The 21754-nt window shown below is 59.8% G+C and carries 21 protein-coding genes; 8 read left to right on the plus strand and 13 right to left on the minus strand.

From position 1 onward, the window contains the following. Positions 1 to 32: 32 nt before the first annotated feature. From G0Q00_RS11865 to G0Q00_RS11895, 7 genes are all read right to left on the minus strand, one after another. Positions 33 to 1343 carry a pitrilysin family protein gene (locus tag G0Q00_RS11865; protein ID WP_163039569.1) on the minus strand — a complete coding sequence of 437 codons (1311 nt, stop codon included), beginning with the start codon at positions 1341 to 1343 and terminating at the stop codon, positions 33 to 35. Then, a complete protein-coding gene (locus G0Q00_RS11870) occupies positions 1343 to 2677 on the minus strand; it encodes a pitrilysin family protein (protein WP_163039571.1) in 1335 nt (444 codons plus the stop codon). Before G0Q00_RS11870 ends, G0Q00_RS11865 begins: the two co-directional genes overlap by 1 nt. Before the next feature lie 139 nt (positions 2678 to 2816). Further along, positions 2817 to 3344, minus strand: coding sequence for a DUF3035 domain-containing protein (locus tag G0Q00_RS11875; RefSeq protein WP_163039573.1), 528 nt, complete (start codon positions 3342 to 3344; stop codon positions 2817 to 2819). Positions 3345 to 3401: 57 nt separating this feature from the next. Beyond that, a complete protein-coding gene (gene lspA / locus G0Q00_RS11880; RefSeq protein ID WP_370458566.1) occupies positions 3402 to 3878 on the minus strand; it encodes a signal peptidase II in 477 nt (158 codons plus the stop codon). A gap of 4 nt (positions 3879 to 3882) precedes the next feature. After that, positions 3883 to 5472, minus strand: a complete 1590-nt coding sequence (gene purH, locus G0Q00_RS11885) for a bifunctional phosphoribosylaminoimidazolecarboxamide formyltransferase/IMP cyclohydrolase (RefSeq protein ID WP_163039574.1) — start codon at positions 5470 to 5472, stop codon at positions 3883 to 3885. 30 nt (positions 5473 to 5502) lie between these two features. Next, positions 5503 to 7290 carry a heparinase II/III family protein gene (locus G0Q00_RS11890; protein ID WP_163039576.1) on the minus strand — a complete coding sequence of 596 codons (1788 nt, stop codon included), beginning with the start codon at positions 7288 to 7290 and terminating at the stop codon, positions 5503 to 5505. A gap of 82 nt (positions 7291 to 7372) precedes the next feature. Next, the gene (locus G0Q00_RS11895; RefSeq protein ID WP_163039578.1) at positions 7373 to 8632 is read right to left on the minus strand and encodes an RsmB/NOP family class I SAM-dependent RNA methyltransferase; all 1260 of its coding nucleotides are present in this window, start codon (positions 8630 to 8632) and stop codon (positions 7373 to 7375) included. Positions 8633 to 8700: 68 nt separating this feature from the next. On the opposite strand from G0Q00_RS11895, the gene G0Q00_RS11900 reads away from it, so the two are divergent. After that, positions 8701 to 8928: a DUF1674 domain-containing protein gene (locus G0Q00_RS11900; RefSeq protein WP_163039580.1), complete on the plus strand. Its 228-nt coding sequence runs from the start codon at positions 8701 to 8703 to the stop codon at positions 8926 to 8928. A gap of 122 nt (positions 8929 to 9050) precedes the next feature. On the opposite strand, the gene truB is transcribed toward G0Q00_RS11900, so the two are convergent. Next, positions 9051 to 9956, minus strand: a complete 906-nt coding sequence (truB, locus tag G0Q00_RS11905) for a tRNA pseudouridine(55) synthase TruB (RefSeq protein WP_163039582.1) — start codon at positions 9954 to 9956, stop codon at positions 9051 to 9053. Continuing rightward, complete coding sequence (gene rbfA, locus G0Q00_RS11910; protein WP_163039584.1) at positions 9956 to 10378, minus strand: 30S ribosome-binding factor RbfA; 423 nt, start codon at positions 10376 to 10378, stop codon at positions 9956 to 9958. The genes truB and rbfA overlap by 1 nt, the downstream gene beginning before the upstream one ends. A gap of 98 nt (positions 10379 to 10476) precedes the next feature. On the opposite strand from rbfA, the gene dapB reads away from it, so the two are divergent. Continuing rightward, the gene (gene dapB, locus G0Q00_RS11915; RefSeq protein ID WP_163039586.1) at positions 10477 to 11286 is read left to right on the plus strand and encodes a 4-hydroxy-tetrahydrodipicolinate reductase; all 810 of its coding nucleotides are present in this window, start codon (positions 10477 to 10479) and stop codon (positions 11284 to 11286) included. Between the two features lie 87 nt (positions 11287 to 11373). On the opposite strand, the gene deoA is transcribed toward dapB, so the two are convergent. Beyond that, the gene (deoA, locus tag G0Q00_RS11920; RefSeq protein WP_163039588.1) at positions 11374 to 12681 is read right to left on the minus strand and encodes a thymidine phosphorylase; all 1308 of its coding nucleotides are present in this window, start codon (positions 12679 to 12681) and stop codon (positions 11374 to 11376) included. Between the two features lie 88 nt (positions 12682 to 12769). On the opposite strand from deoA, the gene G0Q00_RS11925 reads away from it, so the two are divergent. After that, positions 12770 to 13276 (plus strand): DUF1643 domain-containing protein, encoded by a 507-nt coding sequence (locus G0Q00_RS11925; protein WP_163039590.1) that lies wholly within the window; start codon positions 12770 to 12772, stop codon positions 13274 to 13276. Positions 13277 to 13285: 9 nt separating this feature from the next. On the opposite strand, the gene G0Q00_RS15960 is transcribed toward G0Q00_RS11925, so the two are convergent. Continuing rightward, positions 13286 to 14446, minus strand: coding sequence for a calcium-binding protein (locus G0Q00_RS15960; RefSeq protein ID WP_163039591.1), 1161 nt, complete (start codon positions 14444 to 14446; stop codon positions 13286 to 13288). Positions 14447 to 14640: 194 nt separating this feature from the next. Between G0Q00_RS15960 and G0Q00_RS11935 the strand changes: the two genes are divergently transcribed. The 5 genes from G0Q00_RS11935 (at position 14641) to G0Q00_RS11955 (ending at position 19236) form a co-directional block, all read left to right on the plus strand. Next, entirely contained in the window at positions 14641 to 14958 is a 318-nt protein-coding gene (locus G0Q00_RS11935) for a DUF5665 domain-containing protein (RefSeq protein WP_239058427.1), read from the plus strand. Between the two features lie 142 nt (positions 14959 to 15100). Further along, positions 15101 to 15370, plus strand: a complete 270-nt coding sequence (gene rpsO / locus G0Q00_RS11940) for a 30S ribosomal protein S15 (RefSeq protein WP_163039593.1) — start codon at positions 15101 to 15103, stop codon at positions 15368 to 15370. Between the two features lie 156 nt (positions 15371 to 15526). Continuing rightward, on the plus strand, positions 15527 to 16243 hold the full coding sequence (locus G0Q00_RS11945) for a sterol desaturase family protein (RefSeq protein ID WP_163039595.1): 717 nt from the start codon (positions 15527 to 15529) through the stop codon (positions 16241 to 16243). 180 nt (positions 16244 to 16423) lie between these two features. After that, complete coding sequence (gene pnp / locus G0Q00_RS11950) at positions 16424 to 18571, plus strand: polyribonucleotide nucleotidyltransferase (protein WP_163039597.1); 2148 nt, start codon at positions 16424 to 16426, stop codon at positions 18569 to 18571. Positions 18572 to 18765: 194 nt separating this feature from the next. Beyond that, complete coding sequence (locus G0Q00_RS11955) at positions 18766 to 19236, plus strand: aminoacyl-tRNA deacylase (RefSeq protein ID WP_163039599.1); 471 nt, start codon at positions 18766 to 18768, stop codon at positions 19234 to 19236. A 31-nt stretch (positions 19237 to 19267) separates the two neighbouring features. Here the strand turns inward: G0Q00_RS11955 and G0Q00_RS11960 are convergent, their stop codons facing one another. Next, positions 19268 to 20014: a metallophosphoesterase gene (locus G0Q00_RS11960; RefSeq protein ID WP_163039601.1), complete on the minus strand. Its 747-nt coding sequence runs from the start codon at positions 20012 to 20014 to the stop codon at positions 19268 to 19270. Positions 20015 to 20109: 95 nt separating this feature from the next. Continuing rightward, complete coding sequence (gene serA, locus G0Q00_RS11965) at positions 20110 to 21702, minus strand: phosphoglycerate dehydrogenase (protein ID WP_163039603.1); 1593 nt, start codon at positions 21700 to 21702, stop codon at positions 20110 to 20112. Positions 21703 to 21754: the final 52 nt, after the last annotated feature.

Consider the following 21754-nt stretch of genomic DNA (forward strand, 5'->3'; position numbering starts at 1 on the left):
CTGCGTCCGATTCGACCATTCCGCAAATGGGCTTAATTCGACACGACGCCTTCGGGCTGACCGACCACCACAAAGTGCAGCGCATCGGGCTGATACAGCTCGGATGCGACACGGTTTGCGTGCTCTAACGTGACCGCCATGATCTGATCATTCCGGGTCGCAATATAGTCGATTGGCAACCCAATCAGTTGCATCGACGCCATGATGTTGGCGATGTTGGCATTGCCGTCAAAGCGCAGCGGATAGGACCCCGTCAGATAGGTCTGCGCGGCGGTCAACTCTTCCTGCGTGATACCTTCATTGGCGATCTTCACCCATTCCTCGCGCACCACGTCGATGGCCTGACCCATTACCGCGTTCTGGCTTGAGAACTGCCCAACCACGCTTTCGGTCCAATCCGCCGGGATCAGATAGGACCCGATTCCATAGGTCAGCCCGCGCTGGTTCCGGACCTGATTCATCAGGCGCGACAGCGAACTTGGCCCGCCCATAATCGTGTTCACCAGATAGGCTGCGAAGAAATCTGGGTCTTCGCGTTTGATGCCATCATGGCCAAACAGAGCGACAGATTGCGGCGTATCGAAGGGCACGACGGTGGTGCCTCCGGGCAGACCAAATTCGACCCGCTCTGGCATATTGGCACCCGTCAGAGGCAAGCCCTCGAACAGCTGATCCATCAGCGGGCCCAGCTCGTCGGCGGTGATGTCCCCGACAGCAGCCACATAGACCCGGTCCAGCGCCATGGTGTCGCGATAGGCGTTCACAATATCCTCGCGGGTTAGCGCAGTAACGCTGTCGACCGTACCGCCATCGTAGCTGCCATAGGGGTGATCACCATAGGCCGCAGCGTCAAACGCATCTGCGGCAAGCGAGCGCGGTTCCGTGGCGCGGGACGCCAGATGCGACAGAACCTGACCCCGCACGCGTTCCAGCGCTGTTTCGTTAAACGAAGGTGCGGTCAGGGCTTCGTGCAGCAGGGCCACGGCCTGATCGCGGTTTTCCGTCAGAAACTGCGCCGAGATCCCAATGCTGTCTTCCCCGCCTTCAAACCCGAACGAGGCCGCCAGTGCCTCGCGCGCTTCGGCAAAGCCCTGCGCGTCCATTTCGCCAGCGCCCTCTTCCAGAAGGCCCGCCATCAGGTTCACGGCCCCGCGTTTGCCCGGACGATCCAGCACAGTGCCGCCCTGAAAACGGATTTCAAGCGCGGTGAACGGAAGGGCCGGCTCATGAACCAGCCATGCGACGTGACCGTTTTCCGAGGTCACTTCCTGAATGGCGACTTCGGCGCGGGCGGGAAAGGTCAGGGCGATTAGCCCCGCAAGAACAAGAGCGATTCGTTTCATTACATGTCCTCTCCGCCTTCGGGCACCAGCCAGCCGGTTACGGCCCGGCGGTCGTCAAACAGGTTCCGCGCGGCCTCCATCACGTCTTCGGGCGTCACCGCCTGCAGCACCTCGGGCCACGCCTGCACATCTTCGATCGTCAGGCCCGAGGTCAGCGCTTCGCCATAGCGTTCGGCGCGCGCCATCACGTTGTCCTGCGCATAAATGTCGCCCGCACGGATCTGGAATTTCACCCGCTCGAATTGCTCCGCGTCGATGCCGGTCTCAAGAAACGCGGCGATCTCGCGATCCAGCGCGGCCTCTGCGTCTTTCATCGATACATCCGCAGTGGGCATGACGACGAGCGTGAAGCTGGTGTCATCCAACGACACCGCGCCATAGCCCGCCCCCGCATAAACCGCGATCTGTTCGTCAAACTGCAACGCCCGCCCAAGGACCGAGGTCGCGCCATTGCCGCCAAGGATCTCGGCCAGATAGACCAGCGCGGCGGCCTCTTCCTGCGCGCCACTGTCACGCTCGGGCGCTTGATAACGGCGTAGCAAATAGGGTTGCGCCACGCGCGGATCTGCAAAGCGCAGACGGCGTTCGGCCAGTTGTGGGGGGTCCTGCACGCGCGCGCGTTTAACCAGATTGGGCGTGGGTGCCAGCGGGCCGTAATGGGTCTTCGCCAGGTTCAGCACCTCGTCCGGGGCAACGTCACCCGCCACCACCAAAACAGCATTGTTGGGGGCATAGAATCTTTCATAAAACGCCAAAGCATCTTCGCGCGACAGGTTCTCCATCTCGTGCCGCCAACCGATGACCGGGATGCCATAGGGGTGGTTCAGATGAGCCGCAGCAAGAAGCTGCTCGCGAAACAGGGCGCTGGGGTCACTGTCGGTGCGCTGCGCGCGTTCCTCCAAAATCACGTCGCGCTCGGTGGCGATGTCGTCTTCGGACAGAATCAGATTGCGCACGCGATCCGATTCCATTTCCATCATCAGACCCAAGCGATCCGCCGCGACGCGCTGGAAATAGGCCGTATAGTCCTGCGAAGTGAACGCATTGTCCGACCCTCCGTTTTCTGCCACCACACGGCTGAGCGCACCAGCTTCATAATTCTCGGTCTCTTTGAACAGCAGGTGCTCAAGGAAATGGGCGACGCCAGACACGCCGGGCTGTTCATCTGCCGCCCCGGCACGATACCACAGCATGTGGACAACGACGGGGGCGCGGTGATCTTCGATCACGACGACCTCAAGCCCGTTATCCAGCGTGAAATGGCTGACATCGTCCTTGGCAACCGCGGGTACACCCAGCCCGATTGCCAACAATCCTGCAAGAATGAAACGCATATAATGCTCCTTCCGTGTCGGATTAGAATTATCCACCCCTGCACCCGCTTCAAGCCTTGGCAACGCAGATGTGATCGAGGTTAACCCCGCGCACGACCCGAAAACGAAAAAGGGCCCGAAGGCCCGATTCTGTCACGCTTTAGCGATCAGTCACCGCCTCGGGCGGGGCAGCCGGGGTCCAGATACCCAGACGGCGCAGGCGTTCCAGTTCAAGATGCTGGTTCAGATGCATGGCCTCATATGCGCGGTAATAGACGTTCACGTTGAACAGGCGCTCCAGCACGCGGCCTTTGTTGTCGCGGCGCCATTCAAGGTCTGATGCGGCCAGAACCTCGCGGATATTCGCCGACACGCCATAACGACTGGCCGCGCTGACCAGCGCACCCTCTCCGCGACGAAGCTTGCCCGAACCCAGATTGCCACCCAGTGCTGCAATCGCATCTGCCTGCGGTGTCGGATCGGTCAGGTTCGACTGACCCGGCGTAGGTGCTGGCAGATCGGTATAGTTTTTCGGTTCTTGCAGGGGTTTCGTCGGCAGAATCGCAAACTCGTCCGGGCCATCCTGAGTTGCACGCAGGTTCATTAGCGATGGTTCGCCTTTGGAACATGCAGCCAGCCCAATAATGATGGCGCCAATAGTCAGAAATTTAACAGACGAAACACGCATTTCACGCCCAATCCCCAAGGTAATCTATGGGTTTATTAGCCCATCTGGAAAGCCGCGTCACGGGGTCTTGTTGGACGAGGCGAAAAGAACCAGGCCGATGGCCCCCGCAAAGACGAAAATATCCGCGACATTAAAGGAATAGGGGTTCTGGATTCCGCAGCACGAGGTGTTCAGAAAGTCGACAACCGCGCCGTAATAGATACGGTCCACAACGTTGCCCAGCGCGCCGCCGACAAGCAACCCGACCGAGATCTGGCCCAGCTTCCCGACCTGTTCTTTCACGACCCACCAGATAACCCAGACGGCAATGATCACAGCGACTGCGATCAGGATCCAGCGGGTGACGCTTGGATCTGCACCGCCAAAGAGGCCGAAGTTGATGCCGGTGTTCCAACCCATCTGATAGACCAGATAGGGTGGCCAAATCTGGACCACCTTAACGTGGTCCAAATCAAGGATGTATAGCGCATGATACTTGGTCAGCTGATCCAGCAGGAACGCCACCAGTGCCGATATGCCAATCACGCGCATCATGGGCTTAGTGCCGGAAGTGGCGCATGCCAGTGAAGACCATGGCCAGCCCAGCTTCGTTGGCCGCGTCGATCACTTCCTGATCGCGCATCGATCCACCTGGCTGGATCACGCAAGTACCACCCGCAGCGGCTGCTTCCAGCAGACCGTCGGGGAACGGGAAGAACGCATCCGAAGCCACGGCAGACCCCTTGGCCAAGCTTTCATCCAGACCCAGCTCAGCCGCCATACGCTCGGCTTTCGAAGCGGCAACGTTGGCACTGTCCAGACGGCTCATCTGGCCCGCACCCACGCCCACGGTGGCTTGGTCTTTCACGTAGACGATGGCGTTCGACTTGACGTGCTTGGCAACTTTCCAGGCAAACAGCAGGTCTTGCATCTGCGCGTCGGTCGGCGCTTTCTCGGTCACCACTTTCAGGTCATCCATGCCGACATAGCCTACGTCTTTATCCTGCACCAGAACGCCGCCGCCCACTTGTTTGTAAGCAGTCAGAGCCGCACGCGTGTCAGGCAAACCATCGGTCAGCAGCAGACGCAGGTTCTTCTTAGCTGCGAAGATTTCTTTGGCTTCATCCGACGCACCCGGGGCAATCACGACCTCGGTAAAGATCTCGACGATCTTGGTGGCGGTTTCCGCGTCCAGCGGCTGGTTCAGCGCAACAATGCCCCCGAATGCCGAGGTACGGTCGCAGTCAAACGCCTTCTGATAGGCCTCGACCAGCGTCGCGCCTTGGGCCACACCACAGGGGTTGGCGTGCTTGATGATGGCAACGGCGGGACTGACAGCGGGATCAAATTCGGCGACCAGTTCAAAGGCAGCGTCAGTGTCGTTGATGTTGTTGTAGGACAGTTCCTTGCCCTGCAGCTGGGTCGCGGTCGCCACACCGGGACGGTTCGATCCGTCGGTATAGAAGGCCGCTTTCTGGTGGCTGTTCTCGCCATAGCGCAAAGTCTGCTTCAGCTCGCCTGCAAAGGCACGACGGCGCGGAGCTTCCAGCTCCAGCGCACCAGCCATCCACGACGACACAGCCGCGTCATACGCACCGGTGCGGGCATAGGCGATTTGGGCCTGACGCTGACGGAATGCGTACGAGGTCTGGCCCTCGTTGCCATCCAGCTCGGCCAGCAGCGTGTCATAATCCTGCACGTCCACGATCACGTTCACGAAGGCATGGTTCTTGGCAGCTGCGCGGATCATGGCCGGGCCACCGATGTCGATGTTTTCGATGCAGGTGTCATAGTCAGCACCCTTGGCGACGGTTTCCTCAAACGGATAGAGGTTCACCACCAGCAGATCGATCGCGCCGATCCCGTGTTCATCCATCGAGGCGACATGCGCGTCGTTGTCGCGAAGCGCCAGCAGACCGCCATGCACCATCGGATGCAGCGTCTTTACGCGGCCGTCCATCATTTCGGGAAAACCGGTGACATCAGCCACGTCTTTCACGGCGACGCCAGCGTCGCGCAGGGCTTTGGCGGAACCGCCAGTCGACAGGATCTCGACCCCGCGGGCTTCCAGCGCCTGGCCCAATTCGATCAGGCCGGTCTTGTCGGATACGGAAATCAGCGCGCGGCGCACGGGATGAAGGTCGGTCATGTCAGTTGGCCCCCCAAGGCCTGAAATCTGTTAATTTGGCAGCTCCGACCGGTCGCCCGTTTCAAGGTCACGCAAAACCGTTGGGGTGTCTTGCGCCTTGGCCAGCGTCCAGCGGATGCGTGTCGCATAGTCCATTGCGACGCCCGAGAGAACCACTTGTTTTGTTTTTCGGGGCTTCAGACGTGACTTTTCCAAATAAATGCTGCTTTGCAGCATCAGTTCACCGCCCCCTTCGAAGCGGAAGACCCAAATCTCGCCAGAGCGCAGCGCCAAGGAAATCGCCGTGCCCCCCATATCAAGAGTTGCGTCAACCTCGGGGTGTAGGTGGAATCGCAAGGTGAAGGGCACGCCTTGCAGCGAGGTATCGTCTAGTGCAGCGTCAAATACCTTTTGATCGGCGTCGGTGACCGCGGCCAAGGTGTCTTCGCCAGACAACTCGCGCCCCGACACGTTCAGCTCCAACTTGCGCATATGGGTCAAACCGTGGGTCGCGACATATCCATCATGGGCAGCCACAATGCCGTTTGTTCCGACACCAACAACGCGCTCCAGTGGCACCTGCTTTGGGGTCTGCACTAGGAAAGTCCGCTCGATCCCGTCCAGCACCTGTGGCGCGGTCAGCCGCGAAGATGACATGCCCGTCACACCCAACACGGAATGCGATGGCGTGGCGCGACCCGCTTTGTGCCATTCAGGCCCAAACTGCACACCAGATCCGCAGTTCACGATCACAGGGCGCCGGCCCGAGGTCAGCTCAAACGCCAAGGTCGACGCGTGCCCATTGGCCGAGGCATTCCCAACAGGCGGCGGCGCGCCGTCCATGATCACACTGGTGCGTCCGGCAGATAGGCGGGCATAGCCCATCGCCAATCCTTCGTTCACGCCAGCCCGCACGCCCGAATTCGCCAGCGCGTGATCCAAACGGCCATCCAACCCGCGTCCGCCACCGTGGAAACGGGCCAGCCCGCCATCGGCATGCCGTAGCGCGCGCAAGGTCGGCGCGATCCGGTTGATGGCCTCCAGATGGGCGGGTTCCGGCTCGCGATCACTTTCGCGCAGGGTCAGCGCGGCCCAATTCAGAAGGGTGAAGACCTCAAGCAGCTCTTCGGGGTTCCGGGTCGGGATACCACCCTGATCATCAATCTGGTCGGTGCATTCCCGCGCCAAGGCCTGAATGGCGGCCTCCACATGAACATCAACACCGGTCAGGCTGAACCCGGCATAGATCAGCCCCGTCAAAGCCTCGAACCTCGGCAGGCCGGGTGTCGCGCCGCGCCAACGGCGGGCTAGAAACAGGGTTTGTTGCCCCAGGGATCGGAAAAACCACTTGCTTTGTTCGGATGACATGCCCCGCATCAGAAACAACGCATGGCTTATCCAGCGGATCAGTCGCCGCCCGGTCAAATCCGGAGTCCACCCTTCACCGCGCCCGGCGCCATAGGCATCGATCCAGCCAAACATCCATTCTTGCGCACGCTCGCGGGCCTCGGTGTCACCAACGCTGGCCAGATCATCCAGCCAGGCGAAGCCTTGGGTTTCTTCGATAAACGCAGGATTGGGCGGCGAAATATCCCACAGCATGTAGTCTGGCGCATTCACCAGATGCCCGGCGAACAAGAAATTCCCCGCCAAAAGCTGTTTGCCACGCGCAAACGATCCGATCGTGCGCGGTTCCGGTTGCGACACAAACCCCGCCGCAGGCCGCGCCCGCGCCGCCCGTTTTGCGTGCCAACGATTTGAAAATCGGGTGCCTAACCCGGAAGAACCGATCTGTGGAGCCACAGCGCGCCTCGCCTCATGTAACTTGCTCGTGGTCATTTTGACCCGCCCCTCTGTGTGGGCTTTGGCAAAGCATACCAAGACGGCCTGCGCCTGTCATGGCGAAATCTGGGGCGCGTGATTATTTCCGGCGCAGACAGGTGATAAAGAACCCGTCCATGCCGCCCTGATCCGCCATGTAATGCGGAAACAGGCGCAGCCCTTCGGGGCCGATCCAGTCGGCATCGACACCCGGCAGGCGCACAGCATCCAGATCGACCGTCAAACCCTCGTGACGGGCCAAAGCATCGCGCACTTGCTCCTCACCTTCGTCGATCAGCAGGCTACAGGTGCAATAGACCAGACGTCCGCCGGGTTTCAAAAGCCCCAGCGCCCGGTCGATCATGTACTCCTGAAGCTCGAACAGACCCGGAAACTCGCCGCCATCCTTGGCATAGGGCAGATCAGGGTGACGACGAATGGTGCCGGTGGCGGTACAAGGGGCATCCAGCAGGATCGCATCAAACGGCCCACCTTCGAATTCCAGAGCGTCGCCCGTGACCAGTTCGGCTGCCAGCTTGGTACGCGTCAGATTTTCTTCCACCCGCTTCATCCGTCCCTCGGACACGTCCAAGGCCGTGACCCGCGCGCCAGCGGCGGCAAGCTGCATGGTTTTCCCGCCGGGGGCTGCACACATATCCAGAACGGACTCGCCCGCCTCCGCGGCCAACGCCTTGGCCGGCAAAGTGGCGGCGACGTCCTGAACCCACCAATCGCCGTCGGCATAGCCCGGTAAGTTGGTGATCTGGCCGGCATCTGACAAACGGACCGAGCCCATGGCCAGCAATTCGCCCTTCACAGCCTCCGCCAGCGCGGCGGCATCGCCTTTCGCGGTCAAATCGACAGGAGCCCCCGCAAACTGCGCAGCTTCCATCGCGGCCACGGCCTCTTTCCCGTAATCCGCCAGCAACGGCTTGCGCAGCCATTTCGGCAAACGCGGGATGGGCAGCGTGTCCCACTTGGCTTTCTCGCGATCGATCTTGCGCAAAACGGCATTCACCAAGCCACGTGCATGATCGGTTTCCGCCTGCGCTTTCGCGATCTCCACACAGGCATTCACCACGCCATGCGCGGCCCCGCCATTGCAGATCTCAGAAACGCCAAGCCGCAGAATGTTCAACACACGCGGCGCAGGACGTTGCCGCAGAAACGGCCCAAGCATACGGTCGCAGCGATCCATGCCCCGCAAAGTCTGAATCACCAGGCGCTGGGCGCGGGCGCGATCCTCGGCAGGCAATTTTGCCAGACGTTTGGGCAATGCCTCGGACAACAGCCGCTTTTCAACGGTCACATCATCCAGAAGGTCCACCACCACATGCCGCACGTCTTTCGGGTTGCTCATCTCACGTCCTTTGCGTTTCGCTGCTTTGCGCCCTATATCATCCCCAACACCGAAACAAGGAGCGCCGCATGTCAGACGATAGCCCCAAGGCCGACCAATCGAAAGAAGCCGCGCCCGAGACCCCGAAGCGCGAGCTTCCTCCCGCAGCCATCCGCGCGCTGGCCGAGGCCGAAGAACGTCGCAAGAAAGCGGAAGCCGAGGCGAAATCTCTGCCAACAGAGCTGGGCGGCCGTGATGGGCCCGAACCGGTCCGTTTCGGTGACTGGGAAAAGAAAGGCATCGCCATCGACTTTTGATCGATGCTCCAAGCCCGCATTTTCTTGTCAGAAGTATCCTCGCCGAAGGCATGAAATCCACCGCGCGTCAGCGCGGCCACCCCCAAGCCAGTTGACTGTCAGGTCATAAAGGCGCGGGAGCGTTACTGGTTGAACACCCGGCTGGGATGCAATTCACCCGCTCGGTAGGTGCCCACGGCAACCGCCTTGCCCTCGTAAGACGCCCAGGCTTCGTCGCCATATTCCACGTCCGACGTCAGAACCATGCCCGGATTGCCGTGCTTCAAACGCGTCGCGCCCTCGGCGCTGGCTTTCAGCTCGGGCAGATCCTGCAGACCTTCCTCAAGCGGACGCAGATAGGCGTCCAGCTCTCCGGTTTTGGCCAGCTCTTCGATCAGCTCGATGGTCACACCATCTTCCGCATCAAACGGCCCCGACCAGATTCGGCGCAGGTTGCGCACGTGACCATGACAGCCCAGCGCCTCGCCCAGATCGCGGGCGATCGAGCGCACGTATCCGCCCTTGCCACAGGTCATTTCCAGCGTGACGTGATCGGTATCCGGGCGGGACATCATCACCAGCTCCTCGACCCACAACGGGCGTGCAGCGATCTCGACGTCTTCGCCATCGCGGGCCAGCTTATACGCACGTTCGCCATCAATTTTCACGGCAGAAAACTTGGGCGGCACCTGCATGATGTCGCCGGTGAACTGCGCCAGAGCAGCCTGAATATCCTCGTCCGATGGGCGGGCGTCGCTTTCCAAGATTACCTCACCCTCGGCGTCATCGGTGTTGGTCGCCTGCCCCAACCGCACGGTGAATTCATAGGCTTTCAGCGCGTCGGTGATATAGGGGACGGTCTTCGTCGCCTCGCCCAAAGCCACGGCCAACACGCCAGTCGCTTCAGGGTCCAACGTGCCCGCATGGCCCGCCTTCTTGGCGTCCATCGCCCAGCGCACTTTGTTCACAACAGCGTTCGAGCTAATACCAGCTGGCTTGTCCACGACCAGCCAGCCGTGGATATCGCGCCCCTTCTTGCGGCGTCCCATCAGTCGTCTCCGGCCTCGTCGGTGTCCGATTTGCGCAGATCACGCTGCACGTCTTCCTGCTGCAACAGGCGGTGGGTGTGATCCATCTGGTCAAACGTCTCGTCCACCATGAAGCGCAGCTCGGGCGTGTGCTTGATCTTGATCGCGCGGCCGACAATGCGGCGCAGCTCGCCCTTATTGCGGGCCAGCGCCTTTACGGCCTCGGCTCCGCCCTTTCCACCAAGCGGCAGCGCATAGACGGTTGCAATCGACAGGTCTGCGGACAGACGCACTTCGCCGATGGTGATGGACATGCGCGACAGGTCAGGGTCGTGCACATCGCCACGCATCAGGGCTTCGGACAGGGTCCGGCGGATCAGTTCAGCCACGCGCAGCTGGCGCTGGTTGGGGCCACGTTGGTCTTCAAAACGGTTCTTTGCCATATCCGCCATGTATTCCTTGATGCGCTTGGGCGCAACAGGGCTTTGCCAAGCGGGCGCACTCGGGTTAGACACCCTCAAACGAAATTCGGAGACCAGACATGAGCGATTTGCCGGGCATTGTGGTGATGGGGGCCTCGGGCCGTATGGGTCAGATGCTGATCAAAGAGGTGCTGGCCAACGACAAGGCACGCCTTGTGGGCGCGCTGGAACGTCCGGGCAACGACTGGGTCGGACGCGATGTGGGTGAATGCATGGGTGGCCAACCCGTGGGCGTCACAGTAACTGACGACGCACTGGACACCATGGCCAAGGCGCAGGCAGTGATCGACTTCACCGCACCTGCCGCGACCGTGGACATGGCCGAGATCGCCGCCCAAGCCCGCGCCGTGCATGTGATCGGCACCACCGGCCTGACCGACGAAGATCTGGAAAAGATCGCACTTGCTGGCCGTCACGCCACCATCGTGCGCGCTGGAAATATGAGCCTTGGTGTGAACTTGCTGACACAGCTGACCAAAAAGGTCGCCGCCGCGCTGGATGAAGATTTCGATATCGAGATCGTCGAAGCACACCACCACCACAAGGTCGATGCGCCCTCGGGCACCGCGTTGATGCTGGGTGAAGCCGCCGCAGAAGGGCGCGGTGTAGATCTGTCCGAGGTCTCGGACCGGGGCCGTGACGGCATCACGGGTGCCCGTAAACGCGGCGACATTGGCTTTCACGCAGTGCGTGGCGGCGACATCGTGGGCGAACATGACGTGATGTTTGCCGCCCCCGGTGAGCGCATCGTGCTGCGCCATCTGGCCACCGACCGTGCCATTTTCGCACGCGGGGCGTTGAAGGCCGCCCTGTGGGGACAAGATAAAAAGCCCGGTGAATACAGCATGCTGGACGTGCTGGGCCTGTAACTCAGTGACAAAGTACTCCCGCCCAGCGCCCGCCCTGTCGGGCCGCGCTGGTTGGGGGTGGCCCGTGCCTGCGGCACGGGCGGTCGCTTAGGTCAGGACCTCGGCCACCACCTGTCCGGGCGTTGGCGCGTCACCGATGTGATAGGCCGCTGAAAGCTGCGCCTGCGCCGCTTCGGCCTCCGCGTCCGAGGCCGCATGGATCACCGCAATCGGATCCCCTTTTCCCAGCTTCGCGCCCAACGGAGCCAACCGCGTCAGGCCCACCGCTGGGTCGATCTTGTCTGCGGCACGACGGCGCCCCCCGCCCAGTTCGACCACGCACAACCCAACTTCGCGGGTGTCGATGGCGCTGACATATCCAGCTTTAGCCGCACGCAGTTCGGTAATCACCGGCGCTTTGGCCAGATAGGCTTCGGGGCGTTCGACAATATCCGATGGGCCACCCAGCGCGGCCACCATCTGTCCGAACTTTTCGGCGGCACGTCCGCTCTCCATCGTGTCACGCACCCGTACTTTCGCCGCCTCTCCGTCCGCTTCAGCACCCGACGCAACCAGCATCTGCGCACATAACGCGGTCACGACCTCGTCCAACCGAGACGTGCGTCGCGCGCCAGTCAGAAACTCGATGGCATTCAACGTCTCGACCGCATTGCCCGCCGCGTCGGCCAGGGGCTCGTTCATATCGGTCAGCAGCGCATGACATTTAAGCCCCGCCAGCTGCGCGACGCGCTGGATAGAAGCAGCCAGATCTCGCGCATCCTCGAAATTCGACATGAACGCGCCGTTACCGAATTTCACATCCATCACCAGCGATTCCAGTCCCGCCGCCAGTTTCTTCGAGAGAATCGAGGCCGTGATCAGCGGGATGCTTTCAACCGTCGCCGTCACATCACGAATCGCATAAAGCCGCTTGTCTGCGGGGGCCAGATCCCCTGTCTGACCAATAATGGCACAGCCTACATTGCGCACAACCCGGTCGAACAGTGCATTGTCCGGTTGCGAGGTATAGCCAGGGATCGCGTCCATCTTGTCCAACGTTCCACCGGTATGTCCCAATCCGCGGCCCGAAATCATCGGCACATAGGCCCCGCAGGCAGCCAAAATCGGTGCGAGCATCAGGCTGACATTGTCGCCCACTCCGCCGGTTGAATGCTTATCCACCACCGGGCCGGGCATGTCTGGCCAGTCAAACACATCGCCGCTGTCGCGCATCGCCAAGGTCAGCGCGGCGGTCTCGTCCGGCGACAACCCCTGCAGCCACGATGCCATTGCAAAGGCCGCAACTTGAGCATCGCTCGCCCCTCCGCCAGCAATGCCGTCGACCATTGCGACGATATCGGCGTCGCTCAAATCCTTACCATCGCGTTTTTTTCGGATCACTTCGGATATCAGCATACTCTGCTCCGTTTTCTTTCACCTTCCGACCAATCCCAGCGTAACGCAAGGGGTTGCCAAGGGGCAGGTCTCGGCTCAGAAAGCGTTCATGATCACGCGTGAGTTTCAAAAGGGCGACGCCCATTCCACCGCCGTTTATTCGGATTGCGAGAAGTACCGCTATACGCTGACACGTGTGTGGGAACCCGCCGGACGCAAGGCGCTGTTCATCATGTTGAACCCATCAACGGCGACCGAAGTGCAAAACGATCCCACGGTCGAACGCTGCGAACGGCGCGCGCGCACTCTTGGCTTCGGGGCGTTTCGGGTCACCAATATTTTCGCATGGCGCGACACGGATCCGCGCAAAATGCGGGCCGCTGCGGATCCTGTTGGTCCGGCGAATGACGCCGCCATTCTAGAGAGCTGCCCCTGGGCCGATCAGGTTATCTGCGGGTGGGGTACCCATGGCGCACATCTGTCACGCGGGCCGGAAGTTGAACATCTTCTTCGACAGGCCAGTCAGCCGACGTTTCACCTGGGCCTGACCAAGGATGGGCATCCCAAACATCCACTTTACATTGCCTATGTCCAACAACCGGAACGCTGGTTCTAAACCCGCATATCAGGCAAATATGTTCTCACGGACTTCGACATAGACATCGCGCGCCGTGGCATCCGGAGTCCCCTTCAGGATGGCAACCACCTGACCGCCAACCGTGACCACGCCATCCTGCCCATCGTCCGAGGGGTGGACTTCGCAGGTCAGGTCGGAATGGCCCTCATCCTCGTCCAACGAGATACGCAGGAAATCCCGGCCGGTTTCGAAATCCATGACCTGCGCCACCGGCATGCCGTCTTCACCATCAGGGTACAGCCAGAAAATATCATTGCCGTCCCCACCGGTCGCCATATCCGACGCCCCGAAGATCATGGTGTCATTGCCGTCCCCACCGTCCAGCACATCCGACGCGTGATCGTTATGCCACGCATAGTCATACTGCTCGGCTCCGCTTTCCTCCATGGCGTGGCCGAAGTGATCAATCACATCATCCCCATCGCCGCCCAGCAACCAATCGGCTCCGAGCCCACCTTTCAGGATGTCATCTCCGTCGCCGCCATCCAGAATGTCGTTATCGGTAAAGTCCAGATCGCCCGACGGCTGATGTTCATGCCTGCCACCGAAAAGCTGGTCGTCCCCGTCGCCACCCGTCAAAATGTCGTCGCCAGTACCACCATACAGATAACTGTCGATGCTGTCCGATCCGTCCAGATGGTCGTCGCCCTGCCCGCCATAGGCAGCAAGCGCGCCAGCGCCCGCAATGATCGTGTCGTCCCCGTCATTGCCAAAAACATAGGCTGCGTCATCACCCGCCCGGATTGTGTCGTCGCCCGCGCCCGCATCATATACGTCAACTGACCCATCTCCAGTAACAACTGCGGTCCCTCGGAAGGTCGAGATCGCCCCCAAATCGGCACCGGCACCAGATGCGCCAAGGGTCACGTCATCGTCCCCGCCGCTCAGCACATGTTCGGTTGTGCCGGACACAAAGCTATCCAGATCTTCGCGCCCGTAGTGGCAATCGGTTTCAGTGCTAAGAAGCTGATCCAACAGGGTCTGATCTTTGTCCGGACTGTCATCGTCCCCCAACCCATCATTGGGGATCAGAACACCACCCCCCACATCGTCATCGCCGGAACCAGCCCCGTTTCCTTCAAGATCATTGCTCACATCGTCGGTGAAGCTGTCCGCCAACACTGCCACCGGCAGGAGACTTAGAAACAATAAACCAAATAGCATTCGATACGCCGCCTGTTTTTACTTGCCCGCATAACATTCGCTACAATGATGGCGATCACCGCTTGCGAATGTATGAAACACCACGCATTCTTTGGCGGGTATTTGCGGACAAGTTTATTCAAACCCAAAGTTAACAAAGTGTTAACGTCCGCGCCCCAGCGCAAAACAAGGATCAGATGATGCAAGAAAAGGACAGTGACGCGATAGATCCGTTGGCCGAGCGCGAAGAACAGCTCTCGCTCGAGGTGCGCGCCCTGCGGGCCGAAGTCGAGCGTATGAACAACCACCGCTTCATTCGCCTGCATGACAGCCTGTTCAAACTGGGCATGTTTCAACTGTATCGCGGACTGGCCTTTGGCTTGGGGTCCGTGCTGGGGGCCACGATCCTTGTGTCTTGGGTGATCTATATGCTGGGCTCGATCGACTTCATCCCGGTGCTGGGCGACTGGGCCAGCCAGATCATCGACGAAATCCAAGTCATGCCGACCGAGCAGTAAGGGCTTTGGCGATTTCCTTTGCGTTTAAGGCAGAATCCTTCTATACGCCCCCATCCGTCTGAAAATGGCGGGTATCTCCATGGGCCTTGCTGGACGACATCCCGGCCTGCGCCATCCACTCTAACCTATGAAGGAGACCCCGATGTCGATTACTACTGAAGAAAAGAACCGCCTGATCAAGGAATTCGGCACCAAAGAAGGCGACACCGGTTCGCCCGAAGTTCAGGTTGCCATCCTGTCGTCGCGCATCGCGACCCTGACCGAGCACTTCAAAACGCACAAGAAAGACAACCACGGTCGCCGTGGTCTTCTGAAAATGGTTGCTCAGCGCCGTAAGCTGCTGGACTACACCCGTGCCAAAGACGAAGCGCGCTATCAGGACCTGATCAAGCGTCTGGGTCTGCGTCGCTAAGACCTGCCCCGTTTAGATAGAAGCGCCCGTCTTGCAAAAGGCGGGCGTTTTCTTTTGTGGGGCCGCCCTGACGCTTATCCCATTTGCTTTACGTGTGGTCTGGCTTGAAATGACCGGCGGTCATCGCTCACCCTATGCACAGGTGAGGAGAAACCGATGAAAGAAACCATCCGCGTCCTAATGAATATGGGCAGCTTGCAACGGCTGTTTCCATTCTGGCTTTCGGGCCTGATTGTGCTGGGGGTCTGGTTCACCCCGTGGCTTCTGCTGGCCATCGCCTATGGCGTGCTGGCGCAGTTCTTTGTCGAATACGCCATGCACCGTTTCCTTCTGCATCGCGAGCCGCCCACAGATCAGGGCGTGTTCAACGAACTTTACCGCAGCCATATCGGCCATCACGAGTTTCCGAACGATCCCGAATTCTTCACCAGCGGCGATCACTGGTATCCACTGCGCTTTGGGGCATTGTCCTTCGTGGCGCACACGTTGGTGCTTTGGCCCGTTCTTGGGCTGGGGCCGGCGGCGCTGTTTTCCTATGTGGCCCTGTTTGTCGGATCTGTCAGCGCCTTCACCTTCTATGAATACTGCCACACGCTTGCACATGTGAACGTACCGAAAGGTTGGTTCGGGCAACGCGTGACGCGCACCCATCTGGCGCATCATTTTCAGGATCACGAGGCCACGTTCCATGTCAGCTTTGGCATGAACTGGATCGACCGACTGTTCGGCACCAAGCACGACGCGCAGGTCGCACGCGAACGCTTTGACCGCGAAACGATCCTGTCGATGGGCATGGACCCCGAGGATCTGCGCCTTGTCACCGCCCGCAAGGCTTTCGGTATCACCAAGCACCCGCGCCGCCGCCACAGCTAGGGCACATCAGCGCTAACGGTTTTGCTTTCCAAACCCCTTGTTTTCCTGTAAGGCGCACGCATCTGAGACGTGACGCTTCGACCCCGGCGCATGAAAAAGGTAGAGGGGTCGGTGGCAATGGGGCCACCACGAAAACGGAAGACCCGGAGGGCCGGGAGTGCTTCCAACTAGGAAAACATGATGTTTGACGTAACTAAAAAATCGATGGAGTGGGGCGAAGAAACCCTCACTCTGGAAACGGGCAAGGTTGCCCGTCAGGCCGACGGTACCGTGATCGCCACTCTGGGCGAAACTTCCGTAATGGCCAACGTGACCTTTGCGAAGGCACAGAAGCCCGGTCAGGACTTCTTCCCGCTGACGGTTCACTATAACGAGAAATACTATGCCGCTGGTAAGATCCCCGGTGGCTTCTTCAAACGCGAAGCGCGTCCGACCGAAAAAGAGACGCTGACCTCGCGCCTGATCGACCGTCCGATCCGCCCGTTGTTCGTCCCCGGCTTCAAAAACGAAGTTCTGGTGATCTGTACCGTTTTGAGCCACGACCTTGTCAACGATCCCGACATCGTTGCGATGATCGCTGCTTCGGCTGCTCTGACCATTTCGGGCGCTCCGTTCATGGGTCCGATCGCTGCTGCACGCGTTGGTTTTGAAGACGGCGAATACGTTCTGAACCCGACTTGCGACGACATGCACCAGCTGCGCAACAACCCCGACCAGCGTCTGGACCTTGTTGTAGCTGGCACCAAAGACGCCGTGATGATGGTGGAATCGGAAGCCTACGAACTGACCGAAGCTGAAATGCTGGGCGCTGTGAACTTCGCGCATCAGGAAATCCAGCCGGTTATCGACCTGATCATTGATCTGGCCGAAGAAGCTGCAAAAGAGCCGTTCGACTTCCAGCCTGCTGATTACTCGGACCTCTACGCTGCTGTAAAAGCCGCTGGCGAAGACAAAATCCGCGCTGCTTACGGCAACACCGACAAGCAAGAACGTGTCGCTGCCGTGAACGCTGCCAAGGAAGACATCATTGCCGCTCTGACCGAAGAGCAGCAGGAAGACGAGAACCTTGGTTCGGCCCTGAAGAAGCTGGAAAGCTCGGTTGTACGCGGCGACGTCGTGAAAACCGGCAAGCGCATCGACGGTCGTGCTCTGGACACCGTTCGTCCGATCGTATCTGAGGCAGGCATCCTGCCCCGTACGCACGGTTCGGCCCTGTTCACGCGTGGCGAGACCCAAGGTCTGGTTGTGACCACTCTGGGCACCGGCGACGACGAACAGATGATCGACGCGCTGACCGGCACCTACAAGTCGAACTTCATGCTGCACTACAACTTCCCGCCCTACTCGGTCGGCGAAGTGGGCCGCTTTGGCTTCACTGGCCGTCGTGAAATCGGTCACGGTAAGCTGGCTTGGCGTGCGCTGCAGGCGGTTCTGCCGTCAGCAACCGACTTCCCCTACACCATCCGCGTTGTGTCCGAGATCACCGAGTCGAACGGCTCGTCCTCGATGGCATCGGTTTGTGGTGGCTCGTTGTCCATGATGGACGCGGCTGTTCCGCTGAAAGCCCCGGTTGCTGGTGTGGCCATGGGTCTGATCCTTGAAGATGACGGTTCGTACGCTGTTCTGACCGACATTCTGGGTGACGAAGATCACCTGGGTGACATGGACTTCAAAGTGGCTGGTACCGAAGACGGCATCACCTCGCTGCAGATGGACATCAAGGTCGCAGGCATCACGCCCGAGATCATGGAGAAAGCCCTGGCACAAGCCAAGGAAGGCCGCCTGCACATTCTGGAAGAGATGAACAAAGCTCTGTCGGAAGGCCGTCAGGAATTCTCGGCTCACGCTCCGCGCATCGAGACCATGAACATCCCGACCGACAAGATCCGTGAAGTGATCGGCTCGGGCGGTAAGGTCATCCGCGAAATCGTTGAAGTGTCGGGCGCCAAGGTCGACATCAACGACGACGGCGTCATCAAGATCGCATCGCCCAACGGCGACGCCATCGCCAAGGCTTACGAAATGATCCACGCGATCGTTGCAGAGCCGGAAGAAGGCGCGATCTACACCGGTAAAGTTGTGAAGATCGTCGACTTCGGCGCCTTCGTGAACTTCTTCGGCAAGCGCGACGGCCTTGTGCACGTCAGCCAGATCGAAAACCGCCGCCTGAACCATCCTTCGGACGTTCTGAAGGAAGGCCAGGAAGTCAAAGTCAAACTGCTTGGCTTCGACGACCGCGGTAAAGTTCGCCTGTCGATGAAAATCGTTGATCAGGAAACCGGCGAAGAGATCGCTCCTGAGCCGAAAAAGAAAAAAGACGAAGAGTAAATCTTAGTCTTTCGAAACAGAATGCCCCGGTGGAAACACCGGGGCTTTTTTGTTGGGCGGGAACGGGAATTTCGACCCCCTTGCCGGAATCGCTGAACAGGCGCAGAATAAGTACATGCATGACATTGCGCCCCGGTGCGTAAATGGTGACAGGTTCCGCAATTGCCGGGACGCCTTCAGAATTGGAGGAGACCATGACTATTGCTACACGTTTGGAAAATCACCTGAAGGCCAAGAGGTTGCCGTATGACACGGTTCCGCACCCCTTTGCGGTGACCGCCAGCGAATGCGCCGAAGCCGCGCACATACCCGGAGATCATCTGGCCAAATCTGTGCTCATCCACATGGAAGAAGGACCGATGCTCGCGGTGGTTCCCAGCAATCACCAAGTCGATCTGAGTACCTTGCAAGCCATGATGGGTCGCCGTCTTGGGCTGGCCGCGGAAACCGAAATTGCCGAGTTCTTTGACGATTGTGACATGGGTGCTGCCCCCCCGGTGGGTCAAGCCTATGGGGTGCCGACCATTGTCGATAACAGCCTGACAGGGCTGGACAAAGTTTGGTTTGAAGCGGGCGATCACAAGACGCTTGTCGAAATGCGCGGTCGGGATTTTGACAATCTGATGAAACGCGCTGATCACGGCTCATTCTGCTGCCTGCACTAAAATCAGACAGCTGAGACGAACCGTCAGGGGATCAATATGGCTTCTGCGTCAGGATCTCTTTCCGCCCGTCACCCGTCAGCAACCACGCTTCCCGCCCTTCGATCACCACGGCCGAGATGGCTTTGCCGTGTCCGGCGCCGGTGTCGATGTTCAGTCGGTTGCCGTAATGTGTGACCTCATCCACCGGCGTATGGCCGTGCACGATCAGCGGGCCGTGATCGGCGTCGGACTGGTGGAACTCATTGCGGATCCAGCACAAGTCATCTTCAGTCTGTTGGTCCAAGGGAACGCCCGGGCGGATACCGGCATGGGCAAAGTACAGATCCCCCAGCCGGTAATGTGCCAGTAGGTTCGCCAAATAGTCGCGGTGGCTTTCCGGCACTGCAGCGCGCGCCTGTGGGTGCAGCTGATAGGTGCGGATGCCATCTGGCACGTCCACCCCATAGCTGGCGAGCGTTTCGGTCCCGCCGATCCGCGGATGCAGCCAGTTGTGGTCATACAGAAGCTGGGTATCGACCATCGGGTGTTTGCGAAGGAACATCTCCATCATCCGGTCGTGATTGCCTTTCAGCACCACCCAATTCTCCCCACGCGCCTGACCGTCGATCAGGAACTGGATCACGCCGGGACTGTTCGGACCTCGGTCAACGAGGTCTCCGATATGCACCACTGGCGCATCCGTATCACCACAGCGCGCGCGGTCTTCCGCGATCAGCGCGTGGGCCGCTTCCAGCTTGTCCAGATGGCCGTGAATATCTCCGATCGCATAGGCGCGCATGGGCAGTGTTCCTTCTCTTGCGGCCACCCTAGGCATATGACGCAAAAAGAAAAGCCCCGGCACATGACCGGGGCTTTCCTGTGTATGCGTGACGCTTAAACGTCGAACTCAAGCGGGCTGACCGAGTTGAACAGGCCCGTGTCGCAGAGCTTTTTCAGAACCGGCTCCGGAATCGCATTGTCCACATAAAGCAGAGCAATCGCATCGCCACCGGTTTCCTTGCGGCCCAAGGTAAAGTTCGCGATGTTCACGCCGTTCTCGCCCATGGTTTTACCCAGTGTGCCGATGATGCCCGGCACGTCGTCGTTGGTGGTGTACAGCATGTGGTTTCCGATCTCGGCGTCGATGTTGATGCCTTTGATCTGGATGAAGCGCGGCTTGCCGTCCGAGAAGACGGTACCAGCGATCGAACGCTCGCGGTTTTCGGTCACGACCGTCACCTTGATGTAACCATCAAATGTGCCGCCCTTGGCTTGCGTGGTGGTCGAGGTCTTGATGCCGCGATCAGCCGCTACAACCGGGGCCGACACCATGTTCACGTCAGGCGTTTGCGGCTTCATCAGGCCAGCGATCACAGCGCAGTCCAGCGCCTTCAAGTTCATTTCGGACGCGACACCATCATAAAGGATGTTCACAGCCTTCACCGGCTCGTCGGTCATCTGACCCACGAAAGCACCCAGATGCTCGGCCAGTTTGATCCACGGTCCCATGACCTTGGCTTCTTCAGCGGTCACCGACGGCATGTTCAGCGCGTTTTGAACGGCACCGGTCAGCAGATAATCCGACATCTGTTCAGCCACCTGAAGCGCCACGTTTTCCTGCGCTTCGGTCGTTGCCGCGCCAAGGTGCGGGGTGCAGACGACGTTGGGCAGGTTAAAGAGCGGGTTCTCGGTTGCGGGTTCTTGGGCGAAGACGTCGAAGGCAGCACCGGCTACGTGACCAGACTTCAGCAAGTCAGCCAAGGCTTCTTCGTCCACCAGACCACCACGGGCACAGTTGATGATGCGCACACCGGCTTTGGTTTTCAGCAGGTTCTCGCGGCTCAGGATGTTGCGCGTCGCGTCGATCAGCGGCACGTGCAGGGTGATGAAGTCAGCGCGGGCCAGAAGCTCGTCCAGCTCGACCTTTTCAACGCCCATGCTGGCGGCTTTCTCTTCCGATAGGAAGGGGTCATAGGCGACCACTTTCATCTTCAGACCCAGCGCACGGTCGCAGACGATGCCACCGATGTTACCTGCACCAATGACGCCCAGCGTCTTGTTGGTCAGTTCAACACCCATGAATTTCGACTTTTCCCACTTCCCAGCGTGGGTCGAGGCAGAGGCTTCCGGGATCTGACGCGCCACGGCGAACATCATCGCGATGGCGTGCTCGGCGGTGGTGATCATGTTGCCAAACGGCGTATTCATCACGATCACACCGGCTTTCGAGGCAGCAACCTTGTCGACGTTGTCGGTGCCGATGCCGGCGCGGGCAACAACCTTCAGGTTGGTCGCGGCTTCAAGGATTTTCTCGGTCACTTTGGTGGCCGAGCGGATTGCCAGACCGTCATAGTCGCCGATCTTGGCAGCCAGAGCGTCCTTGTCTTTGCCAAGGTTGGGTTCGAAATCAACTTCGATGCCGCGATCGCGGAAAATCTGAACGGCGGTTTCCGAAAGCTTGTCGGATACGAGTACTTTGGGGGCCATGGTGTTGGTCCTTCTTCAAAGATGATGGGGAGGCCCCGCGCATCAGCGCGCA

Origin of the sequence: Aliiroseovarius sp. PrR006 (assembly GCF_010500215.1) — a bacterium.
Lineage (GTDB): Bacteria > Pseudomonadota > Alphaproteobacteria > Rhodobacterales > Rhodobacteraceae > Aliiroseovarius.

What these genes read in the sequence shown, in the direction of transcription:
- G0Q00_RS11865 (WP_163039569.1), bottom strand. Translation starts at nt 1,343, where the DNA reads ATGAAACGAATCGCTCTTGTTCTTGCGGGGCTAATCGCCCTGACCTTT.
- G0Q00_RS11870 (WP_163039571.1), bottom strand. Translation starts at nt 2,677, where the DNA reads ATGCGTTTCATTCTTGCAGGATTGTTGGCAATCGGGCTGGGTGTACCC.
- G0Q00_RS11875 (WP_163039573.1), bottom strand. Translation starts at nt 3,344, where the DNA reads ATGCGTGTTTCGTCTGTTAAATTTCTGACTATTGGCGCCATCATTATT.
- lspA (WP_370458566.1), bottom strand. Translation starts at nt 3,878, where the DNA reads ATGATGCGCGTGATTGGCATATCGGCACTGGTGGCGTTCCTGCTGGAT.
- purH (WP_163039574.1), bottom strand. Translation starts at nt 5,472, where the DNA reads ATGACCGACCTTCATCCCGTGCGCCGCGCGCTGATTTCCGTATCCGAC.
- G0Q00_RS11890 (WP_163039576.1), bottom strand. Translation starts at nt 7,290, where the DNA reads ATGACCACGAGCAAGTTACATGAGGCGAGGCGCGCTGTGGCTCCACAG.
- G0Q00_RS11895 (WP_163039578.1), bottom strand. Translation starts at nt 8,632, where the DNA reads ATGAGCAACCCGAAAGACGTGCGGCATGTGGTGGTGGACCTTCTGGAT.
- G0Q00_RS11900 (WP_163039580.1), top strand. Translation starts at nt 8,701, where the DNA reads ATGTCAGACGATAGCCCCAAGGCCGACCAATCGAAAGAAGCCGCGCCC.
- truB (WP_163039582.1), bottom strand. Translation starts at nt 9,956, where the DNA reads ATGGGACGCCGCAAGAAGGGGCGCGATATCCACGGCTGGCTGGTCGTG.
- rbfA (WP_163039584.1), bottom strand. Translation starts at nt 10,378, where the DNA reads ATGGCAAAGAACCGTTTTGAAGACCAACGTGGCCCCAACCAGCGCCAG.
- dapB (WP_163039586.1), top strand. Translation starts at nt 10,477, where the DNA reads ATGAGCGATTTGCCGGGCATTGTGGTGATGGGGGCCTCGGGCCGTATG.
- deoA (WP_163039588.1), bottom strand. Translation starts at nt 12,681, where the DNA reads ATGCTGATATCCGAAGTGATCCGAAAAAAACGCGATGGTAAGGATTTG.
- G0Q00_RS11925 (WP_163039590.1), top strand. Translation starts at nt 12,770, where the DNA reads ATGATCACGCGTGAGTTTCAAAAGGGCGACGCCCATTCCACCGCCGTT.
- G0Q00_RS11935 (WP_239058427.1), top strand. Translation starts at nt 14,641, where the DNA reads ATGCAAGAAAAGGACAGTGACGCGATAGATCCGTTGGCCGAGCGCGAA.
- rpsO (WP_163039593.1), top strand. Translation starts at nt 15,101, where the DNA reads ATGTCGATTACTACTGAAGAAAAGAACCGCCTGATCAAGGAATTCGGC.
- G0Q00_RS11945 (WP_163039595.1), top strand. Translation starts at nt 15,527, where the DNA reads ATGAAAGAAACCATCCGCGTCCTAATGAATATGGGCAGCTTGCAACGG.
- pnp (WP_163039597.1), top strand. Translation starts at nt 16,424, where the DNA reads ATGTTTGACGTAACTAAAAAATCGATGGAGTGGGGCGAAGAAACCCTC.
- G0Q00_RS11955 (WP_163039599.1), top strand. Translation starts at nt 18,766, where the DNA reads ATGACTATTGCTACACGTTTGGAAAATCACCTGAAGGCCAAGAGGTTG.
- G0Q00_RS11960 (WP_163039601.1), bottom strand. Translation starts at nt 20,014, where the DNA reads ATGCGCGCCTATGCGATCGGAGATATTCACGGCCATCTGGACAAGCTG.
- serA (WP_163039603.1), bottom strand. Translation starts at nt 21,702, where the DNA reads ATGGCCCCCAAAGTACTCGTATCCGACAAGCTTTCGGAAACCGCCGTT.